The following is a 21,881-nucleotide window of genomic DNA, read 5'->3' on the forward strand; positions in this document are numbered from 1 at the left end:
GTGAACCTTGATTAAAACAATGAGCCGTTATGCGCTCCTGAGTGCTTTTGCACTCTTTCTGGCGGGTTGTGTGACGCGAACGGAAGAACCAGCACCGGTAGATCAGGCGAAGCCGGGAACGGAACAGACAACAACGCCAGCGCAGCCTGTTCCAACCGTGCCGTCTGTACCGACCATTCCGGCGCAGCCTGGCCCGATCGAACATCCGGACGACACCGCACAGCCTGCGCCGCGAGTACGCCACTATGACTGGAACGGCGCGATGCAGCCGATGGTGGGCAAAATGTTGCAGGCACAGGGCGTTACGCCCGGCAGCGTGCTGCTGGTGGACAGCGTGAACAACCGTACAAACGGTTCCCTGAATGCGGGAGAAGCGACGGAAACCCTGCGCAACGCGCTGGCAAACAACGGTAAATTTACGCTGGTCTCAGCTCAGCAGCTCGCGGTCGCCAAGCAGCAGCTTGGTCTGTCGCCTCAGGACAGCCTGGGTTCGCGCAGTAAAGCGATTGGTATTGCCCGCAACGTTGGCGCGCAGTATGTCCTTTATTCTAACGCGACAGGCAACGTGAACACGCCGTCGTTGCAGATGCAGTTAATGCTGGTTCAGACCGGCGAAATTATCTGGTCAGGTAAAGGTGCCGTTACGCAACAATAAGCGCACGCGTCATGACGTCCTGACGCGTTATTTCCCTCAGTACCGTGTTATCGCGCCGCAAGCCCCCGCCGGGCTTGGCGGCGCGAGTTGCATTATTGAGCGTGGCGACCATCGGCTGGTTTTACGTCAGCATCACGATGCCGCCGCGCCTGCCTCCCATTTTCGTCGCCAGTTCCGCGCCCTGAAGCGCCTGCCCGCCGACCTTGCGCCACAACCTCATCTCTTTATCAGAGACTGGATGACGGTGGCGTTTATTGCGGGTGAGATCAAAAGCGAGCTTCCCGATACGCCTGCGCTTGCAGCCATGCTGTATCATCTGCATCGCCAGCCGCGTCTGGGCTGGCGGGTAACGTTACTTCCTTTGCTGGATCACTACTGGCAGCAGGCTGCGCCTGGACGACGCACGCCCTACTGGCTGGCGCAGCTTAAGCGGCTACGCAGAGCGGGAGAGCCGCAGGCGTTACGTCTGGCGCCGCTGCATATGGATGTCCACGCGGGTAATATCGTTCATACCACGGCAGGCGAGAAACTTATCGACTGGGAATATGCCGGAGACGGTGACGTGGCGCTCGAACTCGCTGCGGTCTGGATGCCTGATGAGGCGTCGCGCGAGCAGCTGATAACCGCCTATGCCCGAAACGCCAACATCAATGCGCTCACCCTTGCGCGGCAGGTCGCGCGCTGGCGCCCGTGGGTGTTGATGCTGATGGCGGGATGGTTTGAAATGCGCCTTCAGCAGACAGATGACAAACAATTTATTGCGCTGGCAAATGATGCCTGGCGTCAGTTACAAACGAAAGGATAAGAGAGGTTGGTGTGGGTCCAGTAATGTTGGATGTCGAAGGGTTTGAGCTGGATGCGGAAGAGCGCGAAATTCTGGCGCATCCGCTGGTAGGGGGGCTGATTCTTTTCACCCGCAATTATCTTGATCCGGAGCAGTTGCGTGAGCTGGTTCGCCAGATCCGTGCGGCGTCGCGCAATCACCTGGTGGTGGCCGTAGACCAGGAAGGTGGGCGTGTGCAGCGTTTCCGCGAAGGGTTTACCCGTTTACCCGCCGCGCAATCTTTTGCTGCGCTGCTGGGGATCGAAGAGGGCGGTCAACTGGCGCAGGACGCCGGCTGGCTGATGGCCAGCGAGATGATCGCCATGGATATCGACATCAGCTTCGCCCCGGTGCTGGACGTAGGACACATTAGCGCGGCAATTGGTGAGCGTTCGTATCATGACGATCCGCGTATTGCGCTGGCAATGGCGACGCGCTTTATTGACGGTATGCATGCTGCGGGCATGAAAACCACCGGCAAACATTTCCCGGGCCACGGGGCGGTGACGGCGGATTCCCATAAAGAAACCCCGCGCGATCCGCGCTCGGAAGCAGACATTCGCGCTAAAGACATGTCGGTTTTCCGCTCGCTGATCGCTGATAACAAGCTGGATGCCATCATGCCTGCGCACGTCATCTACAGTGAGGTCGATCCGCGTCCGGCCAGCGGCTCTCCGCACTGGCTGAAAACCGTACTGCGTCAGGAATTAGGCTTCAATGGCGTAATTTTCTCTGACGATTTATCCATGGAGGGGGCGGCAATTATGGGTAGCTATGCCGAACGTGGGCAGGCTTCGCTGGATGCGGGTTGCGATATGATCCTCGTCTGCAATAATCGTAAAGGGGCGGTGAGCGTGCTGGATAACCTGTCGCCGATCAATGCTGAACGTGTTACACAATTGTATCATAAAGGTTCATTTAGTCGTCAGGAGCTGATGGACTCGGCGCGCTGGAAAACGGTAAACGCCCGGCTTGAAGCCCTGAACGAGCGCTGGCAGGCACATAAAGCAGCCCTTTAATTCATCCCGGAAGGCGTAGCGTGGTGAGACGATGATCATTTATTTACACGGTTTTGACTCAAACAGTCCTGGTAATCATGAGAAAGTGCTGCAATTGCAGTTTATCGATCCGGATGTCCGGCTGATCAGTTACAGCACACGTCATCCGAAGCATGACATGCAGCATCTGCTTAAAGAAGTGGATAAAATGTTGCAGCTCAATATCGACGATCGCCCGCTGATCTGCGGCGTGGGGTTAGGAGGATACTGGGCAGAGCGCATCGGTTTTTTGTGCGATATCCGTCAGGTCATTTTTAATCCTAACCTCTTTCCGAACGAAAACATGGAAGGCAAAATCGATCGCCCGGAGGAGTACGCCGACATCGCAACTAAATGCGTGAGCAATTTCCGTGAAAAGAACCGCGATCGGTGTCTGGTGATCCTTTCCCGCAACGATGAAGCGCTGAACAGCTCCCGCGCCGCCGAGCTTCTGCACCATTACTACGAAATTGTCTGGGACGAAGAGCAGACCCACAAGTTCAAAAACATTTCCCCGCACTTGCAGCGTATTAAAGCCTTTAAAACGCTGGGCTGATCTCCCTGAACCTGATAAAGGCCCGGTACGTGAAAGCGTACCGGGCCTCTTTTTTGTCAGAGTTGTCTACTTTTAAACCATCAAAACTTGATACATATCAATTTTGGTATGACCAATGCGCCTGACGTGCTATTCTCAATGAATCTGAATGGTTTCAGCGCAGTAACCTGTTGTTAATTAAGGGTTATTTATATAACTTTTAATTAACAATTGGTTAATAATTTGAGGGGGTCACGTTGACTACGCCATTGAAAAAGATAGTGATTGTCGGCGGTGGTGCTGGCGGACTGGAGCTCGCGACACAGCTGGGTAAGAAGCTGGGTCGCGGTAAGAAAGCCAAAATCACGCTGGTGGATCGTAACCACAGTCATCTGTGGAAGCCGTTACTGCACGAAGTGGCGACCGGGTCGCTGGATGAGGGCGTGGATGCGCTGAGCTATCTGGCGCATGCGCGTAACCACCACTTCCAGTTCCAGCTGGGTTCGGTGGTGGATATCAATCGTGAAAACAAAACCATCACGCTGGCTGAGCTGCGTGATGATAAAGGCGAGTTGCTGGTTCCTGAGCGCAAGCTGGCCTATGACACGCTGGTGATGGCCCTGGGCAGTACCTCCAATGATTTCAACACCCCAGGCGTAAAAGAGCACTGCATCTTCCTGGATAATCCGCATCAGGCGCGTCGTTTCCATCAGGAGATGCTTAACCTGTTCCTGAAGTACACCAACAACATGGGTGCTAACGGCAAGGTCAACATTGCTATCGTGGGCGGCGGCGCAACGGGCGTTGAATTATCGGCGGAGTTGCACAATGCGGTCAAACAGCTGCACAGCTACGGCTACAAAGGGCTGACTAACGAAGCGCTGAATGTGACGCTGGTGGAAGCAGGTGAACGTATTCTGCCTGCGCTGCCGCCGCGTATTTCCGGCGCGGCGCACAACGAGCTGACCAAACTGGGCGTGCGCGTGCTGACCCAGACCATGGTGACCAGCGCGGATGAGGGCGGCCTGCATACCAAAGACGGCGAATATATCCAGGCCGACCTGATGGTTTGGGCTGCGGGGATCAAAGCGCCTGATTTCATGAAAGATATCGGTGGGCTGGAGACGAACCGCATTAACCAGCTGGTGACAGAGCCGACGCTGCAAACCACGCGCGATCCGGACATCTTCGCCATTGGCGACTGTGCCTCCTGCGCACGTCCGGAAGGCGGATTTGTACCGCCTCGCGCTCAGGCCGCGCACCAGATGGCAAGCCTCGTGCTGCATAACATCCTGGCGCAGATGAAAGGCAAACCGATGAAAGCCTATGTCTACAAAGACCACGGCTCTCTGGTGTCGCTCTCAAACTTCTCCACCGTGGGCAGCCTGATGGGTAACCTGATGCGCGGCTCCATGATGGTGGAGGGGCGCATCGCCCGCTTCGTGTACATTTCTCTGTACCGTATGCACCAGATTGCGCTGCACGGCTACTTCAAAACCGGCCTGATGATGCTGGTTGGCCGCATCAACCGCGTGATCCGTCCACGCCTGAAGCTGCACTAATTTCTCTCTCCCTCCGGGCCCTCCGGAGGGAATTCTTAGCACATCATGCTGTGCATTTCCCTCCTGACGCTTAAGAGTTCTCTTAAACCCACGTTGTCCCGGTCAACAGCCCTGATTTTGATCCTTTATCTTATTGGCGAAGCGTTTATTGCGCTGCAAAATTGCTACCAATTGCAACAAAGGAGGAAGTCCCGTGAATAAATCAATGTTGGCGGGTATAGGGATTGGCGTCGCAGCTGCGTTAGGTGTGGCTGCCGTTGCCAGTCTGAACGTACTTGATCGTGGCCCGCAGTATGCGCAGGTGGTTTCCGCTACACCGATCAAAGAGTCGGTCAAGACGCCTCGTCAGGAGTGCCGTAATGTTTCTGTCACCCATCGTCGTCCGGTTCAGGATGAAAACCGTATCGCTGGCTCCGTGCTGGGCGCGGTTGCTGGTGGGGTGATTGGTCATCAGTTTGGTGGCGGCCGTGGTAAGGATGTCGCGACGGTGGTTGGTGCGCTGGGTGGCGGTTATGCCGGTAACCAGGTACAGGGCGCGATGCAGGAAAATGATACCTACACCACAACGCAGCAGCGCTGTAAAACCGTGTATGACAAGTCTGAAAAAATGTTGGGCTACGACGTAACCTACAAAATTGGCGATCAGCAGGGCAAAATCCGCATGGATAAAGATCCTGGCACGCAGATCCCTCTCGACAGCAACGGTCAGCTGATACTGAATAACAAAGTGTAAAAAAGATGTTCTCTGAACTTAGCTCCTCATGCGCTCAGGCTGAGGAGCTTTTTTTTTGCGTCAGAGTTTAAGAAGTTCAGGCCACAGGCGCAGTGTTGTTTGCGTAATCCCCTGCAATTTTTCCAGCGTCGCGCCTTCACGGGCGCTGATGGACATCCCCTGTAAAATACAGCTCAGATACTGGGAAAGCTCCTGCGGACGGCAATGCGCCGGTATTTCGCCGCGCTGCTGACGCTGAGCCAGAAACGTGCTGAGCGTCTCCTCCTGCATCGCATGCCGCGATTTGACCGTGTTGGCAATCTCTTTAGACGATGCCGCGAGGGTCGCGGAGGTGTTGATCATAAAACAGCCCGCAGGCGTGTCCTTGCTGGTATAGCAGGTCGCGATTGCCGTGAAATAATCCTGCAATGCCTGCTCAACCGTTTTTTCTTCGCAGAACAGCTGGGCTTCATGTTTTGCCGCGAAGCGCGCGATGTATCTGTCCAGAACGGCCCGGAATAAGCCTTCTTTGTTGGTGAACTCTGCGTACAGGGTAGGGGCTTTCGCGCCCGTTGCTTCCACAAGATCGGAAAGCGACGTAGCTTCATACCCATGCTGCCAGAAGAGCGTCATGGCCTTATCGAGCGCCGCATCCCTGTCGAACACTTTTGGTCGGCCACGGCTTTTCTTCGCGCAACGCGTAACATCGGTTGTCATGTGCCGTTGGTCCTCTGTTGTTTTGTTGAATAGTCATTATAAAAATAAACGTCTGCAACGACCAGCGGTGATTTCTGAAAAATAATTTAATTTTATCTTTATGAAATATAAGGCAAATGAAATTAATTTAACGACCATTATAAAAATTGGTTGACGTGTGACCTGGATCACACCTATCATTTACCTATCGATCGTTAACTAAATAACTAACGACCACTACATCATCTGCCTAAAGGTATAAAATCATGAAAAACGTTAAAACCCTCATCGCTGCCGCCGTTCTGAGTTCACTCTCTTTCGCAAGCTTCGCTGCTGTTGAAGTGCAATCCACGCCAGCAGACCAGCAGAAAGTCGGTACCATCTCTGCCACTGCCGGGACTAATCTGGGCTCTCTGGAAGATCAGCTGGCACAAAAAGCTGACGAAATGGGTGCGAAATCATTCCGCATCACCTCTGTGACCGGTCCTAACACCCTGCACGGTACCGCTGTTATCTACAAATAAGCGTAACGCAACCCTCCGTTATGCCACTGCAATAAAAAACGCCCTGCTGATGCAGGGCGTTTGTCGTTATTACTGCTTTACATTGATTGCTGAGCAACCTCATGATGCCGCGTGACATCGGTTGGCATCCCCGAGCGCGCTTCCATCGCCCGCTCCATCACCGCGCCATCGGTATTGGCATTCGTTTTAAAGCTCACCATCGAGGCATTCAGATTAATCGGCAGCGTCTGCGGATCGTCATTGATGTTTTTCGATAGCGGCTGGTGGATCTCAACCAGACGGACGCCACCCGGCTCTTCAGACACTTTAATCGGCGTATTAATGATATTCACTTTCGTGCCAGGGGCGATCACGCGGTAGAGCGTTTTGATATCGTCATCGCGCAGGCGAATGCAGCCGGAGCTGACGCGCATCCCGATCCCGAAATCCGCATTCGTTCCGTGCAGAAGATAAACCCCACCGTATGCCGCCAGGCGAATCGCATGGTGCCCCATCGGATTATCCGGGCCAGCAGGCACCACGGCAGGCAGGTCGATACCTTGAGCTTTATAACGGGCGCGAATGTTTGCCGTCGGGGTCCAGGTTGGATTAGCGCGCTTATCAGAGACGGTGGTGACCATGGTAGGCGTGAGCGTATCGCCCCCCAACTGACCAATACCGATAGGGTAGACGGTCACTTCGTTCTTGCCCGGCGGGTAGTAATACAGACGCAGCTCGGCGAGATTAATCACAATGCCCTGACGCGGCGCGTCCGGCAGGATGGTTTGCAGCGGAATCGTCAGTACGCTGCCTGCCCGGGGCACGTATGGATCTACGCCCGGGTTGGCCTGCAACAGCGCCAGGAACCCGACGTTATATTTTTTGGCAATCGCTTCCAGCGAACCGCCATCGTTTTCAACCACGTGAAAGCGGTTTTCACCTACGACGTTGCTGCCGGCAGGCGGAAGAGGCCAGGTATTTGCGCGAGCAGGGAGCGCGACGGCAACCGTCGCGGCAAGCGCAAACAGAGTTAACCAGCGGGTAAAACGCGAAGAAATCATCATTATCATAATCCATACAAATGATAAGGTTATTGTTTTATAAGGCGTTAATGATAATTATGGCGAATGTATAGTCGGGAAGTTCGGGCGAAGTGCAAAGAGTTTGTAAATTGTCCCCCCGCCAGCCGGGCGCTGGCGGGGGATACCGTTATGCGATGGCGTTCTCTTCCAGCTGACGCATAAAGTTACGCACCCAGTCCATGCGGGTTTTACGTTCCGTCAGATCCTGAGTAAATTTCAGACGCGTCGGGCCATCAAGACGGAAATGCTGCGGCTGTTTTTGCAGGAGGCCAATCAGCCACATCGGATCGACGTGGTTCTTCTCGGCAAACTCAATTACGCCGCCTTTCTCATTGCCTTCAAGCTTGCGAATGCCCAGCTTCTGCGCCTGCTGACGCAGGCGGGCAATATCCAGCAGGTTGCGCGCCGCATCGGGCAATATCCCAAAACGGTCAATCAGTTCGACTTTGATCTCTTCCAGCTCGCCTTCGCTTTTCGCGCTGGCAATGCGTTTGTAGAACGACAGACGGGTATTCACGTCAGGAATAAAATCATCCGGCAGCAGAGAAGGCATGCGCAGTTCCACTTCGGTCTGCTGGCTGGTGAGATCTTCCAGAGACGGTTCACGTCCGGCTTTAAGCGCGTCGACGGCATTTTCCAGCAGCTCCATATACAGCGAGAAACCGATGGTTTCCATGGAGCCGCTCTGGTCTTCACCCAGCAGCTCACCGGCGCCGCGGATCTCCAGGTCGTGGGTCGCCAGCGCAAAGCCAGCACCCAGATCTTCCAGTGAGGCGATAGCTTCCAGACGCTTTTGCGCGTCGGTGGTCATCGCCTTCGGATGCGGCGTCAGCAGCCAGGCGTAGGCCTGATGGTGCGAGCGCCCGACGCGCCCGCGCAGCTGGTGCAGCTGGGCCAGGCCGAAGTGATCCGCACGTTCGATAATGATGGTGTTCGCCGTTGGAATGTCGATCCCGGTCTCAATGATGGTGGTACACACCAGCACGTTGAAACGCTGGTGGTGGAAATCGTTCATCACCCGCTCCAGCTCGCGCTCGCGCATCTGGCCGTGACCAATGGCGATGCGCGCTTCCGGTACCAGCTCTGCCAGCCTGTCGGCGGCTTTCTGAATATTTTCAACGTCGTTATACAGGTAATACACCTGGCCGCCGCGCAGCACTTCGCGCAGGATCGCCTCGCGCACCACCAGATTGTCGTACTCGCGAACAAAGGTTTTCACCGCCAGACGGCGCGCCGGTGGGGTGGCGATAATCGACAGATCGCGCATGCCGCTCATCGCCATGTTCAGGGTGCGCGGGATCGGCGTTGCGGTCAGGGTCAGAATGTCGACGTCGGCGCGCATCGCTTTGATGCGCTCTTTATGGCGCACCCCGAAGCGGTGCTCTTCATCCACGATCAGCAGCCCCAGATCTTTCCACTTCACGTCGCTTTGCAGCAGCTTGTGAGTGCCGATCAGAATATCAATTTTGCCTTCGCTTGCCTGTTCCAGGATTTGCGTCTGCTCTTTGGCGCTGCGAAAACGCGACAGCATCTCAATGCGCACCGGCCAGTTGGCGAAGCGGTCGCGGAAGTTGTCGAAGTGCTGCTGGGCGAGGAGGGTAGTCGGCACCAGCACCGCCACCTGCTTGTTGTTTTCCACCGCCAGGAAGGCGGCACGCATCGCCACTTCGGTTTTGCCGAAGCCCACGTCACCGCAGACCAAGCGGTCCATGGCCAGCGGCTGGCACATGTCGCTCAGCACGGCGTTAATGGCCTGGGCCTGATCCGGCGTAGTTTCAAACGGGAAGCTGTCGCAGAACAGCTGATACTGCTCTTTATCATGCTTAAACGCATAGCCCTCTTTGGCCGCACGCTGGGCGTAAATATCCAGCAGCTCGGCGGCCACGTCGCGCACTTTTTCCGCTGCCTTCTGGCGCGCGCGCGCCCAGGCATCGCCGCCCAGCTTATGCAGCGGCGCGTTGTCTTCCGCGCCCCCGGCGTAGCGACTGATTAGGTGCAGGGACGACACCGGCACGTACAGTTTGGCGTCGTTGGCGTAGGTCAGCATCAGGTATTCACCTTTGATGCCGCCTGCTTCGAGGGTGGTCATCCCCTGATAGCGACCCACCCCGTGTTCAAGGTGAACGATCGGCTGACCGGGGTGCAGTTCGGCCAGGTTACGGATCAGGGTGTCCGGGTTGATGGTGCGACGGCTGTCCTGACGACGGCGCGCGACGCGCTCGCCCAGCAGGTCGCTTTCACAAATCAACGCCAGGTTATTGAGCGTATCAATGAATCCGTGCTCGGCGGCGCCGATCATCAGGTAACGGCCATTTCCGGTCGCTTCGCTCAGGCGAAGAATGCGTTTCGGCGCAACTTTGATCCGTCCCAGCAGTTCGCCCAGCGCTTCACGGCGACCCTCACTTTCAACGGAGAAGACCACCGGCCCGGTGAAGGACTCAAGAAACTTGCGCAGATTATCAAGCGGGGATTTCTGCTGCGCCTGGACGGCCAGGTCAGGCAGCGTCCGGAACGCGAGATTGGTGTTCGCCGCCTTCTCGGCAAGCGCGTCGGTTTTGAGCTGCATGCGCGGCCAGCGTTTCAGCTCGGCGTTCAGCTCGTCGGTACGTAGCCACAGCATTTCCGGCGGCAGCAGCGGACGCATCGGGTCAACGCCCCGGTTTTCAAAGCGGGCGCGCGTTTCGCTTTCAAAGCGGCTGGCACTGGCGTCGATATCCCCGGTGTTAACAATCAGCGTATTCGCCGGGAAGTAGCTGAACAGCGCCGGCAGCGGTTCGTTAAAGAACAGGGGCTGCCAGTACTCGATCCCGGCCGGAAGGGTGCCCTTGCTGACTTGCTGGTAGATATGTTCGGCATCGCGCTTCACGTCGAACCTGTCGCGCCACTGGCTGCGGAACAGCTCGATGGCGGTTTTATCCGTCGGGAACTCATGGGCGGGCAGTAGGTTAATGGAGTCCACTTCCTCCAGCGTGCGCTGGGTGTCAGCGTCGAACACGCGCAGGCTGTCGATCTCATCATCAAAGAAATCCAGACGATATGGCCGATCGCTGCCCATCGGATAGAGATCCAGCAGCGCACCGCGCGTCGCATATTCGCCGTGCTCCATCACCTGGTCGACATGTCGATAGCCGGCTCCGTCCAGCTGCACGCGCAGGGCATCGCGCGACAGGCGCTGGCCTTTTTTCATCACCAGCGCATGGCCGTGCAAATAGCTGTGCGGACAGACGCGCTGCATCAGGGTGTTCACCGGTACAATCAGCACGCCGCGCTGCATGGTGGGAAGCTGATACAGCGTCGACAGGCGCGAAGAGATGATCTCCTGGTGCGGAGAAAAACTGTCGTAGGGAAGCGTTTCCCAGTCGGCCAGGCTGAACACCAGGCTATCGGTGAACTGACGAATTTCGTCGTGCAGGCGCAGAGCGTTTTGCATGTCCGGGGCAACCAGCACCACCGGCCCTGGATGCCGCTCAGCAATTTCCGCCACCAGGGTGGCGCAGGCCGCGCCCGTGAGTTCGCCCAGCTGGCGCTGGTCGCCCGCTTTGACAGGCAAGGAGTAACGATAGTGTTCAGGCATGGCTATGTCAGAGTCTCTTGGGGATATACCAACAGTATTGGGGCATATCACTGATACGCAATGTCTTTATTATCCTCGATCGTTTTACATAAGCAAATCGTAACCGCACAAGAGGGAAAGTGCCCCCGGATGGGTAGAGGGTTCCTCAGTAATTTGAAAGCAGAAGCAATAACGTTGTCTTCAGACTAACTGAGGGCTTTCAGCGATGCCCTGGTCCGGCTGTAAATCGCTGAGGCGTTTCCTGAAGGCCGGGGCGAGGCGCAGGGATGCGCCGAGAGGGCGTGGCCTGCATGGATGCAGGCTCATGCCCGACCCGATAGCCGGAAGGAATAAGCCGAGGGTATCGCGAAGCGACGATTTACCGCCGGGAGCCCGGGTTGCCAGGGTGGTGGCGAATGAGCCACCCTGGCACGTTCACCGCTCGTGCGGTTAAAGAATAGCAAGGAACATAAGGTGAACGGAACGAGCACCACAGCTGTATGTTCACCCTCACCCCAGCCCTCTCCCATAGGGAGAGGGAGCCGTCTGTGCAGGCCTTATTTTGTAGCCCGTATGGGACAGGGTTAGTTAGCGGGTCGTGGGCACGGGCGAAAGCCGCGCGGGAGGGGAGAAGAAAAGATCGCCAAAGAGGGCGGTCGAGAGCTTACGTGCCCCCAGCCCAACCAGCGTGCAGACGAGCAGGCTGATAAATGGATAAACCAGAATCAGCGTTAACTCCGCCCAGATCGGCCAGTACGCCGCATTCATTTCGCGGATCAGGAGCAGGCTAAATGCCTCGATTAAAATGCGGTGGGTGGTATATATCGCGATGGTGTTTGAACCGATGACGTTCAGCAGGTTATTGGGATGAACGGCATAACGCTGCTCGAAGCTGTAAAAGAGCTTCATGATAACCACGATTGACAGCAGAGAGAGCGGCAGAGGGACGTTAGCGAACCACAGCACCACCGACACCGCACCAGAGGCGATGAGGATCAGCCAGCTGCGGCGCAAATTCATCCCTTTCATCCACGCCATCAACTGCGCGCCGTACCATGCGCCGAGGCTGTAGTAGACCATGTTGCGCACCACGCTGTTCATTCCCCACCACGGTAACGGCAGGAAGTTGATGGCGATGCTTGCCAGCGCCAGAAGCCCCAGCATCGGCAGTTTCCAGCGGCTCAGCAGCTTACAGAGCGTAAAGTAGACCACTAAGGCGTACAAATACCATAGGCTGGTGCTGGCCGTGAGCATTCCCCGTACAAACCCTGAAACGGAATCGGCGTAGGCCGCATTGGATGCTGTCGCCAGCTCTCGCTCGGGGGCGAGCCAGGCATTCAGATGAGTCAGCGCCTGCCATTGCAGGACGCCCCACAGGGCCAAAACCCAGACAATGCTCCAGATCCGCTTGTCGAGACTGGTGCGCCAGTTCACCTCGTCAATATATCGACGGATCAAATAGCCGGAGATAAAGAAAAACACCGGCATACGGAACGGGGCAAGGTAAAGATTAAAGTAGACCCAGCATTTGGCGAGCAGGCCCGATAACGGATGCTGTAGCCCGTCCAGGTGAGGATAAAAGGTGATCACCGAGTGGTAAATCACCACCAGGCAGATACACAGACCTTTTATCTGGTTAATCCATAATGCTTTTTGTTTCATTGTGCGTGACGACCTTGTTGCCATAAACGAAAGGTCGATTGTTGTAAAATGAAACCCTGATGTAACGGGTAACAGTCTGTATCAGGACGATTTTCGGAAAAGGTGGAGGCTGTCTGGCGGAAGTTCAGTCAGTAGCATGATGATTTATCTGAATTTTTCGGAAAAATGATTACCGAATCTTACGGTTTCAGTCATTTACGCTTAGCGGATTCGCTTATATACTCGTGGGTCTGCTATCAGCAAACAGACGGATTTCATGTATCAACCTGTCGCACTCTTTATAGGCTTACGTTACATGCGTGGGCGCGCCGCGGACCGCTTCGGTCGCTTTGTCTCCTGGCTTTCGACTATTGGCATTACGCTTGGCGTGATGGCACTGGTGACGGTGCTTTCCGTCATGAACGGCTTCGAGCGCGAGCTGCAAAACAATATCCTGGGGCTGATGCCGCAGGCCGTTCTCTCTTCCACTCAGGGGTCCGTTAACCCGCAACAGCTGCCGGAAAGCGCGGTGAAGTTACAGGGTGTCACGCGCGTTGCGCCGCTCACGACGGGCGATGTGGTGCTGCAAAGCGCCCGTAGCGTGGCGGTCGGGGTGATGCTGGGTATCGATCCGGCGCAAAAAGATCCGCTGACGCCGTTCCTGGTCAATGTGAAACAAACCGACCTGGAAGCGGGTAAATACAACGTCATCCTCGGCGAGCAGCTTGCCGGGCAGCTCGGGGTCAACCGTGGCGATCAGCTGCGTGTGATGGTGCCGTCAGCCAGTCAGTTTACGCCGATGGGGCGTCTGCCAAGCCAGCGCCTGTTCAACGTGATTGGCACGTTTGCGGCGAACAGCGAAGTCGATGGTTACCAGATGCTGGTTAACATTCAGGACGCCTCGCGTCTGATGCGCTACCCGGCGGGAAATATCACCGGCTGGCGTCTGTGGCTTGATGCGCCGCTGAAGGTGGATACCCTTAGCCAGCAGACGCTACCGGAAGGGACGAAATGGCAGGACTGGCGCGACCGGAAGGGCGAACTGTTCCAGGCCGTGCGCATGGAGAAAAACATGATGGGGCTGCTGCTGAGCCTGATCGTGGCCGTTGCCGCGTTTAATATCATCACCTCGCTCGGGCTGATGGTGATGGAGAAGCAAGGCGAAGTCGCCATTCTGCAAACTCAGGGGCTGACTCCGCGCCAGATCATGGCGGTATTTATGGTCCAGGGCGCCAGCGCTGGCATCATCGGCGCGCTGCTCGGCGCGGCGCTGGGGGCGCTGCTCGCCAGCCAGCTCAACAATCTCATGCCGATTATCGGCGCGCTGCTTGATGGCGCGGCGCTGCCGGTGGCAATCGAGCCGCTCCAGGTGGTCGGTATTGCGCTGGCCGCGATGGCCATTGCGCTGCTTTCTACGCTTTATCCTTCCTGGCGGGCTGCCGCCACTCAACCCGCTGAGGCTTTACGTTATGAATAAGATCCTGTTGCAGTGCGACAACCTGTCCAAACGCTATCAGGAAGGCACTGTGCAGACCGACGTGTTGCACAATGTGAGTTTTAGCGTGGGTGAAGGCGAGATGATGGCGATTGTCGGCAGCTCCGGTTCCGGTAAAAGTACGTTGCTGCATCTGCTTGGCGGGCTGGACACGCCAACCGAAGGCGATGTGATCTTCTCCGGTCAGCCGCTGAGTAAAATGTCGTCTACGGCGAAAGCCGAGCTGCGTAACCGCGAGCTGGGCTTTATCTATCAGTTCCACCATCTGCTGCCGGACTTTACGGCGCTGGAAAACGTCGCAATGCCGCTGCTGATTGGTAAAAAGAAACCCGCGGAAATTAATGCCCGCGCCAGCGACATGCTAAAAGCGGTAGGGCTGGGTCATCGCGGAAATCACCGTCCGTCTGAGCTTTCCGGCGGTGAGCGTCAGCGTGTGGCCATCGCCCGTGCGCTGGTCAACAACCCGCGCCTGGTGCTGGCGGATGAACCGACAGGTAACCTCGATGCGCGTAACGCAGACAGCATTTTCCAGCTTCTCGGCGAACTGAACGCCGCGCAGGGAACCGCGTTTCTGGTGGTCACCCACGATTTACAACTGGCTAAGCGGATGGGGCGTCAGCTGGAAATGCGCGACGGTCGTCTGAATGCTGAACTGACGCTGATGGGAGCGGAGTAATGGCTTCACCGTTATCGTTACTCATCGGGTTACGCTTTAGCCGCGGTCGTCGCCGGAGCGGGATGGTATCCCTTATCTCCGTGATCTCCACCATCGGTATCGCCCTGGGCGTGGCGGTGTTGATCGTGGGCTTAAGCGCCATGAACGGCTTTGAGCGTGAACTGAATAACCGCATTCTGGCCGTTGTCCCCCACGGTGAAATCGAGCCGGCTAACCAGCCGTGGTCCAACTGGCGTGATGCCCTTAACAAAGTGGAAAAGGTGCCCGGCATTGCGGCGGCTGCACCTTACATCAACTTTACCGGGCTGGTAGAGAGCGGGGTAAACCTGCGCGCCATTCAGGTGAAAGGGGTAAATCCTCGTCAGGAAGAGCGTCTGAGTGCGCTGCCGCGCTATGTGCAAAATGGCGCATGGGCAAACTTTAAGGCTGGCGAGCAGCAGATCATCATGGGCAAAGGCGTTGCCGATGCGCTGAAGGTGAAGCAGGGCGACTGGGTCTCGATCATGATCCCGAACGCCAGCGCTGATCACAAATTGCAGCAGCCTAAGCGCGTACGTCTGCACGTCACCGGTATTTTGCAGCTGAGCGGCCAGCTCGATCACAGCTTCGCGATGGTGCCGCTGGAAGATGCGCGCCAGTATCTGGATATGAGCGACAGCGTGACGGGCATTGCCATTAAGGTTAACGACGTCTTCAACGCCAATAAACTGGTGCGTGACGCTGGCAGCGTGACCAATAACTATGTCTACATCAAAAGCTGGATCGGCACTTACGGGTATATGTACCGTGATATCCAGATGATCCGCGCGATTATGTATCTGGCGATGGTGCTGGTGATTGGGGTGGCGTGTTTTAATATCGTCTCGACGCTGGTCATGGCCGTTAAGGATAAGAGCGGCGACATCGCCGTGCTGCGTACCTTAGGGGCGAAAGACGGTCTTATTCGCGCCATCTTCGTCTGGTACGGTTTGCTGGCGGGGCTGTTTGGCAGCCTTTGCGGTGTGGCGATCGGCGTGGTGGTTTCCCTTCAGCTGACGCCGATTATTAACGGAATTGAAGCGCTTATTGGCCATCAGTTCCTGTCAGGCGATATCTATTTTATTGACTTCCTGCCGTCTGAACTGCACTGGCTGGACGTTATTTATGTGCTGGTGACAGCACTTTTACTGAGTCTGCTGGCAAGCTGGTATCCGGCGCGTCGCGCAAGCCGAATTGATCCGGCGAGGGTATTAAGTGGCCAGTAATTTCGTCATGGTTTAGCGGTCTTTTGGCCGCTGAATCAAACAGAGGAATGCATCATGTATTACGGATTTGATATTGGCGGCACCAAGATTGCGCTCGGCGTGTTCGATAAAGACCTTAAGCTACAATGGGAAACCCGCGTACCCACGCCGCGCGAAAGCTACGATGAATTTTTAACCGCCATTGCCGCGCTGGTGGCGCAAGCGGATGAACGCTTTGGCGTCAAAGGCAGCGTCGGCATTGGTATTCCGGGTATGCCCGAAACCGACGATGGCACGCTGTATGCCGCCAACGTTCCTGCTGCCAGCGGCAAACCGCTGCGTGCCGATCTTTCTGCTCTCCTTGAGCGCGACGTGCGCTTAGACAACGATGCCAACTGTTTTGCTCTCTCAGAGGCCTGGGACGACGAGTTTCGTCGCTATCCGCTGGTTATGGGGCTGATCCTCGGAACCGGCGTGGGGGGCGGGATAGTCATTAACGGTAAGCCCATTACCGGGCGCAGCTACATTACCGGCGAATTTGGTCATATCCGTCTGCCGGTGGATGCGCTGGATGTTGTCGGACGTGATTTCCCGTTGATCCGCTGCGGTTGTGGTCAGCACGGCTGTATTGAGAGTTACCTTTCAGGCCGTGGGTTTGCATGGCTTTATGAACACTTCTATCATCAGAAACATGACGCCCCCCAAATCATTACCCTGTGGGAACAAGGGGATGCGCAGGCGCGAGAGCACGTTGAACGCTATCTCGACTTGCTGGCCGTGTGCCTGGGGAATATCCTGACCATCGTCGACCCGGATCTGCTGGTGATCGGGGGAGGGCTGTCAAATTTCACTGCGATTACGGAACAGTTGTCCGGGCGTCTGCCCCGACATTTATTGCCGGTCGCCCGCGTGCCGCGCATTGAGCGTGCGCGACACGGGGACGCAGGAGGCATGCGCGGAGCCGCATTCCTTCATCTCACCGATTAGTTTACGAGGTTATTATGCTGTCGCGTCGCCAGGGTCGACTCAGCCGTTTTCGCAAAAATAAACGCCGCTTACGTGAACGCCTGCGTCAGCGGATCTTTTTCAGAGACAGGATGATGCCAGAAGCGATGGATAAACCCAGAGTGGTGGTGTTGACCGGGGCGGGGATCTCCGCCGAATCCGGTATTCAGACCTTCCGCGCGGCGGACGGACTGTGGGAAGAACACCGAGTTGAAGATGTGGCGACGCCGGAAGGTTTCGCCCGCGACCCGGCGCTGGTGCAGGCGTTCTACAACGCCCGCCGTCGCCAGCTTCAGCAGCCGGAGATTGCACCGAATGCGGCGCACCTGGCGCTGGCAAAGCTGGAGGAAGCGCTGGGGGATCGTTTTCTGCTGGTCACGCAGAACATCGACAATCTTCACGAAAGGGCCGGAAACCACAACATCATTCACATGCACGGCGAACTGCTCAAGGTGCGGTGCGCATGGAGTGGTCAGGTGCTGGACTGGAAAGAGGACGTGCTGGACGAAGACCGCTGCCACTGCTGTCAGTTCCCTTCGCGTCTGCGTCCGCATGTGGTCTGGTTTGGCGAAATGCCGCTGGGAATGGATGAGATCTATAGCGCCCTGGCTATGGCGGACGTCTTTATCGCCATTGGTACCTCAGGACATGTCTATCCGGCGGCAGGATTTGTTCACGAAGCGCGACTGCAAGGTGCCCATACGGTGGAGCTTAATCTGGAGCCAAGCCAGGTCGGGAGCGAGTTTGAAGAGAAACATTACGGTCTGGCGAGCGAGGTGGTGCCAGCCTTTGTGGATAAACTCCTGAAGGGGCTGTAAGAGTAACGGGCGACATTGCGTCGCCCGTTACGCATTAACGGCCTGCTTTTAGCTTCTGATAATACTCTTCATACAGGCGGCTCGCGTCACCGACGTCGTTCTGCCATTCCCCTTTGCTGATGGTTTCAGCGTCCGGATAAAGCGATTTATCATTTGCCACTTCAGGGCTGAGCAGCTTCCGCGCGGCCAGGTTTGGCGTCGGGTAGCCGATGGTTTCCGCCACCTCTTTTGCCACATCCGGGCGCAGCAGGAAATTGATCAGCTTCAGGGCGCCCTCGACGTTTTTCGCATTCGCCGGGATCGCGAGGCTGTCCATCCAGAAGATGCCGCCCTCCTTCGGCCAGACCACCTCCAGCGGCGTCCCGGCCTGACGCGCCACAAACGCAGAGCCGTTCCAGACCATACCCAGATTCACTTCACCTTCCATATACGGGTTAGCCGGGTTATCCGAGTTGAACGCCGCCACGTTTGGCATCAGCTTTTTCAGTTCGTTATACGCCGCTTCGATCTCTTTCGGATCGGTGGTGTTACCGGAATAGCCGAGTTTACGCAGCGCAACCTGGAACACTTCGCGCGCATCGTCGGTTAACAGCAGGCTGCTTTTGTATTCCGGCTTCCACAGGTCAGCCCAGGATGAAACCGTTTTTGGATCAATGGCATCGCTGTTGACGCCAATTGCCGTCGCGCCCCAGATGTACGGAATGGAGTAGTCGTTGTTCGGGTCGAACGGCTTGTTTAGCATCTCAGGATCGAGGTTTGAAAAATTGGTTAGCTTCGTTTTGTCGATCTTCTGGATCATGCCTTCTTTGCGCATCTTGTCGACGAAATAGGTCGACGGCACCACCAGGTCATACGCGCCATCTTTATAGGTTTTGAGCTTGGCGTACATGGTTTCATTCGACTCGTAGGTCGAATAGATCACCTTGATGCCCGTCTCTTTGGTGAACTGCTCCAGCAGGCCCGGCGGCACATACTCGGTCCAGTTGTAGAAATAGAGCGTTTTGCTGTCATCAGCATGCGCGGCGCCCATTCCGAGCACCAGTGCCGCAGCGGCAAGCATTTTTTTCATTTCTGTGTCCCCTGAGATTTTGTTTTATCACGAGCAATAACCTGGCTGGCAATTACCAGAACCAGCGATAACACCAACAGAATAGTCGCCAGCGCGTTCACTTCGGGTGAAACACCGACTTTAACCATTGAGTAGATCTTCAACGGCAGAATTTCATAGCTCGGCCCGGTGACGAAGGAGGACACGACCACGTCGTCCATCGACAGGGTAAAGCTGAGCAGCCATCCTGCTGCCACGGCGGGCATCGCCAGCGGCAGAATGATTTTGCGCAGAATGGTCATCTCGCTCGCACCCAGATCTTTCGCCGCTTCCAGCATGCGTACGTCGAACCCTTTCAGACGCGCGTAGACGGTTACCACCACAAACGGCAGACAGAAGGTGATATGCGAGAACAGCAGCGACCAGAAACCGAGTTGGACGCCCAGCAGCATAAACAGCACCAGCAGTGAAATGGCCATCACGATATCCGGGGACATCATCACCACAAACAGCATGCCACTGACGAACGGCTTACCGCGAAAACGGTAGCGGTACAGCGCCACGGCGGTCAGCGAGCCAATCAGCGTCGCGAAGGTGGCAGAGAATACCGCCATCGTCAGCGAGTGCTGAGCGGCCTGTAGCAGGCTGTCATTGTTCATCAGCAGGCCATACCATTTGGTGGTAAACCCTTGCCAGTTGATCCCGAAGCGTGAGCTGTTAAAGGAGTTCACGATCAAAATGATTATCGGAATATAGAGATACGCATAAATGGCGGTCATAAAACCGCCGCGAAGCAGTCGACCGATCATTCCAGCTCCACCTTCTTATTCAGCAGGCGTGATGCACGCCAGTAAACCAGCAGCATCAGCCCCATCACCACCGTCAGCGTTATGCTGGTGGCCGAGCCGAACGGCCAGTCGCGGATATTCAGGAACTGGCTCTTAATCACGTTACCGATCAGCAGGTTTTTCGCCCCGCCCATCAGGTCCGATACGTAGAACAGGCCCATCGCAGGCAGCATGACCAGCAGACAGCCGGCGATAATACCCGGCATGGTCAGCGGAATAATGATGCGGACAAAGGTTTGTAACTTACTGGCGCCCAGGTCTTTCGCCGCTTCCAGCAGCGGTTTATCGAGCTTTTCAATGCTGGAGTAGAGCGGCATCACCATAAACGGCAGCAGGATATAGACCAGGCCGACAATCACCGCGCCCGGGGTGAACATGATGCGGATCGGCGTCTCGATCACCCCCAGCCACAGCAGAAACTCGTTCAGATAACCTTTGGTGCTGAGGAAGATTTTCAGCCCGTAGATGCGGATTAACGAGTTGGTCCAGAAGGGTACAATCAGTAAAAACAGCAGCAGCGGCCGTACTTTTTGCGGCAGGCGGGCCAGGAACCAGGCGAATGGATACCCCAGCACCAGACAGGCGAGGGTAGCAATCAGCGCCATATTGAGCGAGTGCAGCAGCACGTCAAAATAGAGCGGATCGAGCAGGCGCGCGTAGTTGTCCAGCGTAAAGACCATCGCGACGAAGTTCGCGTCGTCGCGGGTCAGGAAGCTGGTTACGATGATCATCAGGTTGGGTAGAAAGACAAACAACACAAGCCAACCGACGATCGTGGCAATCACCACATTCTGGAACTTACTTGTGTTCTTCATCAGCCAGTACAACCTCCCAGCTTTCTACCCAGTTGATGACCATTTTCTGATCCAGCGAGTGGTCGAAGTCCGGATCGTCCTCGTTAAAGAACTCGCTGACCATCACCATTTTGCCGTTTTCCAGTTCCACAACGGATTCGAGGGTCATCCCTTTGTAGTTGCGTTCGCGAACGTAACCGATCAGACCTTCGACGTCAGCCGTGTCGTGGATCTCATCAACGCGGAGATCTTCCGGGCGCAGCAGGACGTTGAGCTTTTGCCCCTTCTCGACGGCAAAGTTGACGGTAATATTGCATTCGCGGCCTTCCACGTTCGCGCGAACGCGCTGCTCGTCCAGACGCTCAATCACCGTGGCGTTGAAAATATTGATTTCGCCTATAAAGCTGGCGACGAACAGGTTTTTCGGCTCTTCGTAAATTTCACGCGGGGTGCCATCCTGCTCAATCTTGCCGTCGCGCATCACCACGATACGGTCTGACATGGTCAGGGCTTCTTCCTGATCGTGCGTAACAAACACGAACGTGATGCCGAGCTTACGCTGAAGCGCTTTCAGCTCGTTCTGCATCTGCTTGCGCAGCTTGTAGTCCAGCGCGGAGAGGGATTCATCCAGCAGGAGCAGGCGAGGTTTGTTGACCACGGCGCGGGCAATGGCCACACGCTGCTGCTGACCACCGGAAAGTTGATGCGGCTTGCGCTGGGCGAACGCCTCCAGCTGTACCATGCGCAGGGCTTCGGTAACCCGAGGTGGGATCTCGCTGGCCGGTGTTTTTTGCATCCGCAGGCCAAACGCCACGTTCTCAAACACGGTCATGTGCGGGAACAGGGCATAGCTCTGAAAGACGGTATTGACGTGGCGATCTTCGGCTGGAACCTGGGTTATGTCCTGGTTCTCAAGATGGATATGGCCGTTATCGACGCTTTCCAGCCCGGCGATAAGGCGCAGGACGGTGGTTTTGCCGCAGCCGGAGGGGCCGAGCAGCGTGAGAAACTCACCGTCATTGATGGTCAGATTAAGGTCGGAAATGACATCTTTGCCATCGAAACTTTTACGAATTCGTTCCAGTTGCACCAGCGGTGAAAGGGAACGGGGTTGTGTATTCAATTTTCGCGCTGTCCCATATAGACGCCTCAGGCAGCAGACTGAAGCGGGGTTT

The 21,881-nt window shown here is 56.2% G+C and carries 20 protein-coding genes; 12 read left to right on the plus strand and 8 right to left on the minus strand.

Annotated elements, in window-relative coordinates; translation table 11 throughout:
- The first annotated feature begins 10 nt into the window (after positions 1-10).
- The 6 genes from lpoB to LOC22_RS19065 all read left to right on the plus strand — a co-directional run bounded on the left by lpoB (position 11) and on the right by LOC22_RS19065 (position 5,345).
- Positions 11-655: a penicillin-binding protein activator LpoB gene (gene lpoB, locus LOC22_RS19040; protein WP_163371392.1), complete on the plus strand. Its 645-nt coding sequence runs from the start codon at positions 11-13 to the stop codon at positions 653-655.
- Positions 636-1,460 carry a thiamine kinase gene (gene thiK, locus LOC22_RS19045; RefSeq protein ID WP_163371380.1) on the plus strand — a complete coding sequence of 275 codons (825 nt, stop codon included), beginning with the start codon at positions 636-638 and terminating at the stop codon, positions 1,458-1,460. The genes lpoB and thiK overlap by 20 nt, the downstream gene beginning before the upstream one ends.
- Positions 1,461-1,471: 11 nt before the next feature.
- Positions 1,472-2,497: a beta-N-acetylhexosaminidase gene (nagZ, locus tag LOC22_RS19050; protein WP_063135247.1), complete on the plus strand. Its 1,026-nt coding sequence runs from the start codon at positions 1,472-1,474 to the stop codon at positions 2,495-2,497.
- A gap of 31 nt (positions 2,498-2,528) precedes the next feature.
- Entirely contained in the window at positions 2,529-3,071 is a 543-nt protein-coding gene (ycfP, locus tag LOC22_RS19055; RefSeq protein ID WP_006809239.1) for an alpha/beta hydrolase YcfP, read from the plus strand.
- A 236-nt stretch (positions 3,072-3,307) separates the two neighbouring features.
- Positions 3,308-4,612 carry an NAD(P)/FAD-dependent oxidoreductase gene (locus LOC22_RS19060; RefSeq protein ID WP_017693633.1) on the plus strand — a complete coding sequence of 435 codons (1,305 nt, stop codon included), beginning with the start codon at positions 3,308-3,310 and terminating at the stop codon, positions 4,610-4,612.
- Between the two features lie 193 nt (positions 4,613-4,805).
- Complete coding sequence (locus LOC22_RS19065) at positions 4,806-5,345, plus strand: glycine zipper 2TM domain-containing protein (RefSeq protein ID WP_047637431.1); 540 nt, start codon at positions 4,806-4,808, stop codon at positions 5,343-5,345.
- Positions 5,346-5,405: 60 nt separating this feature from the next.
- Here LOC22_RS19065 and LOC22_RS19070 read toward each other — a convergent pair whose 3' ends face one another.
- Complete coding sequence (locus tag LOC22_RS19070; protein ID WP_015570813.1) at positions 5,406-6,041, minus strand: TetR/AcrR family transcriptional regulator; 636 nt, start codon at positions 6,039-6,041, stop codon at positions 5,406-5,408.
- A 245-nt stretch (positions 6,042-6,286) separates the two neighbouring features.
- Between LOC22_RS19070 and bhsA the strand changes: the two genes are divergently transcribed.
- A complete protein-coding gene (gene bhsA / locus LOC22_RS19075; RefSeq protein ID WP_006809234.1) occupies positions 6,287-6,544 on the plus strand; it encodes a multiple stress resistance protein BhsA in 258 nt (85 codons plus the stop codon).
- A gap of 77 nt (positions 6,545-6,621) precedes the next feature.
- Here bhsA and ldtC read toward each other — a convergent pair whose 3' ends face one another.
- From ldtC to LOC22_RS19090, 3 genes are all read right to left on the minus strand, one after another.
- A complete protein-coding gene (gene ldtC / locus LOC22_RS19080) occupies positions 6,622-7,587 on the minus strand; it encodes a L,D-transpeptidase LdtC (RefSeq protein ID WP_023303432.1) in 966 nt (321 codons plus the stop codon).
- Positions 7,588-7,732: 145 nt separating this feature from the next.
- Positions 7,733-11,179, minus strand: a complete 3,447-nt coding sequence (gene mfd, locus LOC22_RS19085) for a transcription-repair coupling factor (protein WP_017693631.1) — start codon at positions 11,177-11,179, stop codon at positions 7,733-7,735.
- Between the two features lie 567 nt (positions 11,180-11,746).
- Positions 11,747-12,820 (minus strand): acyltransferase family protein, encoded by a 1,074-nt coding sequence (locus tag LOC22_RS19090; RefSeq protein WP_023296315.1) that lies wholly within the window; start codon positions 12,818-12,820, stop codon positions 11,747-11,749.
- Positions 12,821-13,076: 256 nt separating this feature from the next.
- On the opposite strand from LOC22_RS19090, the gene lolC reads away from it, so the two are divergent.
- From lolC to cobB, 5 genes are read left to right on the plus strand one after another with little or no spacing between them, the layout of a single operon-like run.
- Complete coding sequence (lolC, locus tag LOC22_RS19095; protein ID WP_017384712.1) at positions 13,077-14,276, plus strand: lipoprotein-releasing ABC transporter permease subunit LolC; 1,200 nt, start codon at positions 13,077-13,079, stop codon at positions 14,274-14,276.
- Positions 14,269-14,970, plus strand: a complete 702-nt coding sequence (gene lolD / locus LOC22_RS19100) for a lipoprotein-releasing ABC transporter ATP-binding protein LolD (protein WP_015570809.1) — start codon at positions 14,269-14,271, stop codon at positions 14,968-14,970. The genes lolC and lolD overlap by 8 nt, the downstream gene beginning before the upstream one ends.
- Entirely contained in the window at positions 14,970-16,214 is a 1,245-nt protein-coding gene (gene lolE, locus LOC22_RS19105; RefSeq protein WP_032619921.1) for a lipoprotein-releasing ABC transporter permease subunit LolE, read from the plus strand. The genes lolD and lolE overlap by 1 nt, the downstream gene beginning before the upstream one ends.
- Positions 16,215-16,268: 54 nt before the next feature.
- The gene (gene nagK, locus LOC22_RS19110) at positions 16,269-17,180 is read left to right on the plus strand and encodes an N-acetylglucosamine kinase (protein WP_032670943.1); all 912 of its coding nucleotides are present in this window, start codon (positions 16,269-16,271) and stop codon (positions 17,178-17,180) included.
- A 14-nt stretch (positions 17,181-17,194) separates the two neighbouring features.
- Positions 17,195-18,016, plus strand: a complete 822-nt coding sequence (gene cobB, locus LOC22_RS19115; RefSeq protein WP_006809226.1) for a Sir2 family NAD+-dependent deacetylase — start codon at positions 17,195-17,197, stop codon at positions 18,014-18,016.
- Positions 18,017-18,050: 34 nt separating this feature from the next.
- On the opposite strand, the gene potD is transcribed toward cobB, so the two are convergent.
- The 4 genes from potD to potA are packed head-to-tail and all read right to left on the minus strand — an operon-like array spanning position 18,051 to position 21,859.
- Entirely contained in the window at positions 18,051-19,085 is a 1,035-nt protein-coding gene (potD, locus tag LOC22_RS19120) for a spermidine/putrescine ABC transporter substrate-binding protein PotD (RefSeq protein ID WP_015570806.1), read from the minus strand.
- Positions 19,082-19,873: a spermidine/putrescine ABC transporter permease PotC gene (gene potC / locus LOC22_RS19125; RefSeq protein WP_015570805.1), complete on the minus strand. Its 792-nt coding sequence runs from the start codon at positions 19,871-19,873 to the stop codon at positions 19,082-19,084. The genes potD and potC overlap by 4 nt, the downstream gene beginning before the upstream one ends.
- Positions 19,870-20,727 carry a spermidine/putrescine ABC transporter permease PotB gene (potB, locus tag LOC22_RS19130; RefSeq protein WP_017693625.1) on the minus strand — a complete coding sequence of 286 codons (858 nt, stop codon included), beginning with the start codon at positions 20,725-20,727 and terminating at the stop codon, positions 19,870-19,872. Before potB ends, potC begins: the two co-directional genes overlap by 4 nt.
- The gene (gene potA, locus LOC22_RS19135) at positions 20,711-21,859 is read right to left on the minus strand and encodes a spermidine/putrescine ABC transporter ATP-binding protein PotA (RefSeq protein WP_162837914.1); all 1,149 of its coding nucleotides are present in this window, start codon (positions 21,857-21,859) and stop codon (positions 20,711-20,713) included. Before potA ends, potB begins: the two co-directional genes overlap by 17 nt.
- Between the last annotated feature and the right edge of the window lie 22 nt (positions 21,860-21,881).

Origin of the sequence: Enterobacter sp. AN-K1, from assembly GCF_020971765.1 — a bacterium.
Taxonomy (GTDB): Bacteria; Pseudomonadota; Gammaproteobacteria; order Enterobacterales; family Enterobacteriaceae; genus Enterobacter; species Enterobacter hormaechei_C.

Coding starts and splice junctions, on each gene's coding strand:
- ycfP (WP_006809239.1), top strand. CDS start 2,529: ATGATCATTTATTTACACGGTTTTGACTCAAACAGTCCTGGTAATCAT.
- LOC22_RS19070 (WP_015570813.1), bottom strand. CDS start 6,041: ATGACAACCGATGTTACGCGTTGCGCGAAGAAAAGCCGTGGCCGACCA.
- bhsA (WP_006809234.1), top strand. CDS start 6,287: ATGAAAAACGTTAAAACCCTCATCGCTGCCGCCGTTCTGAGTTCACTC.
- ldtC (WP_023303432.1), bottom strand. CDS start 7,587: ATGATGATTTCTTCGCGTTTTACCCGCTGGTTAACTCTGTTTGCGCTT.
- mfd (WP_017693631.1), bottom strand. CDS start 11,179: ATGCCTGAACACTATCGTTACTCCTTGCCTGTCAAAGCGGGCGACCAG.
- LOC22_RS19090 (WP_023296315.1), bottom strand. CDS start 12,820: ATGAAACAAAAAGCATTATGGATTAACCAGATAAAAGGTCTGTGTATC.
- lolC (WP_017384712.1), top strand. CDS start 13,077: ATGTATCAACCTGTCGCACTCTTTATAGGCTTACGTTACATGCGTGGG.
- lolD (WP_015570809.1), top strand. CDS start 14,269: ATGAATAAGATCCTGTTGCAGTGCGACAACCTGTCCAAACGCTATCAG.
- lolE (WP_032619921.1), top strand. CDS start 14,970: ATGGCTTCACCGTTATCGTTACTCATCGGGTTACGCTTTAGCCGCGGT.
- nagK (WP_032670943.1), top strand. CDS start 16,269: ATGTATTACGGATTTGATATTGGCGGCACCAAGATTGCGCTCGGCGTG.
- cobB (WP_006809226.1), top strand. CDS start 17,195: ATGCTGTCGCGTCGCCAGGGTCGACTCAGCCGTTTTCGCAAAAATAAA.
- potD (WP_015570806.1), bottom strand. CDS start 19,085: ATGAAAAAAATGCTTGCCGCTGCGGCACTGGTGCTCGGAATGGGCGCC.
- potC (WP_015570805.1), bottom strand. CDS start 19,873: ATGATCGGTCGACTGCTTCGCGGCGGTTTTATGACCGCCATTTATGCG.
- potB (WP_017693625.1), bottom strand. CDS start 20,727: ATGAAGAACACAAGTAAGTTCCAGAATGTGGTGATTGCCACGATCGTC.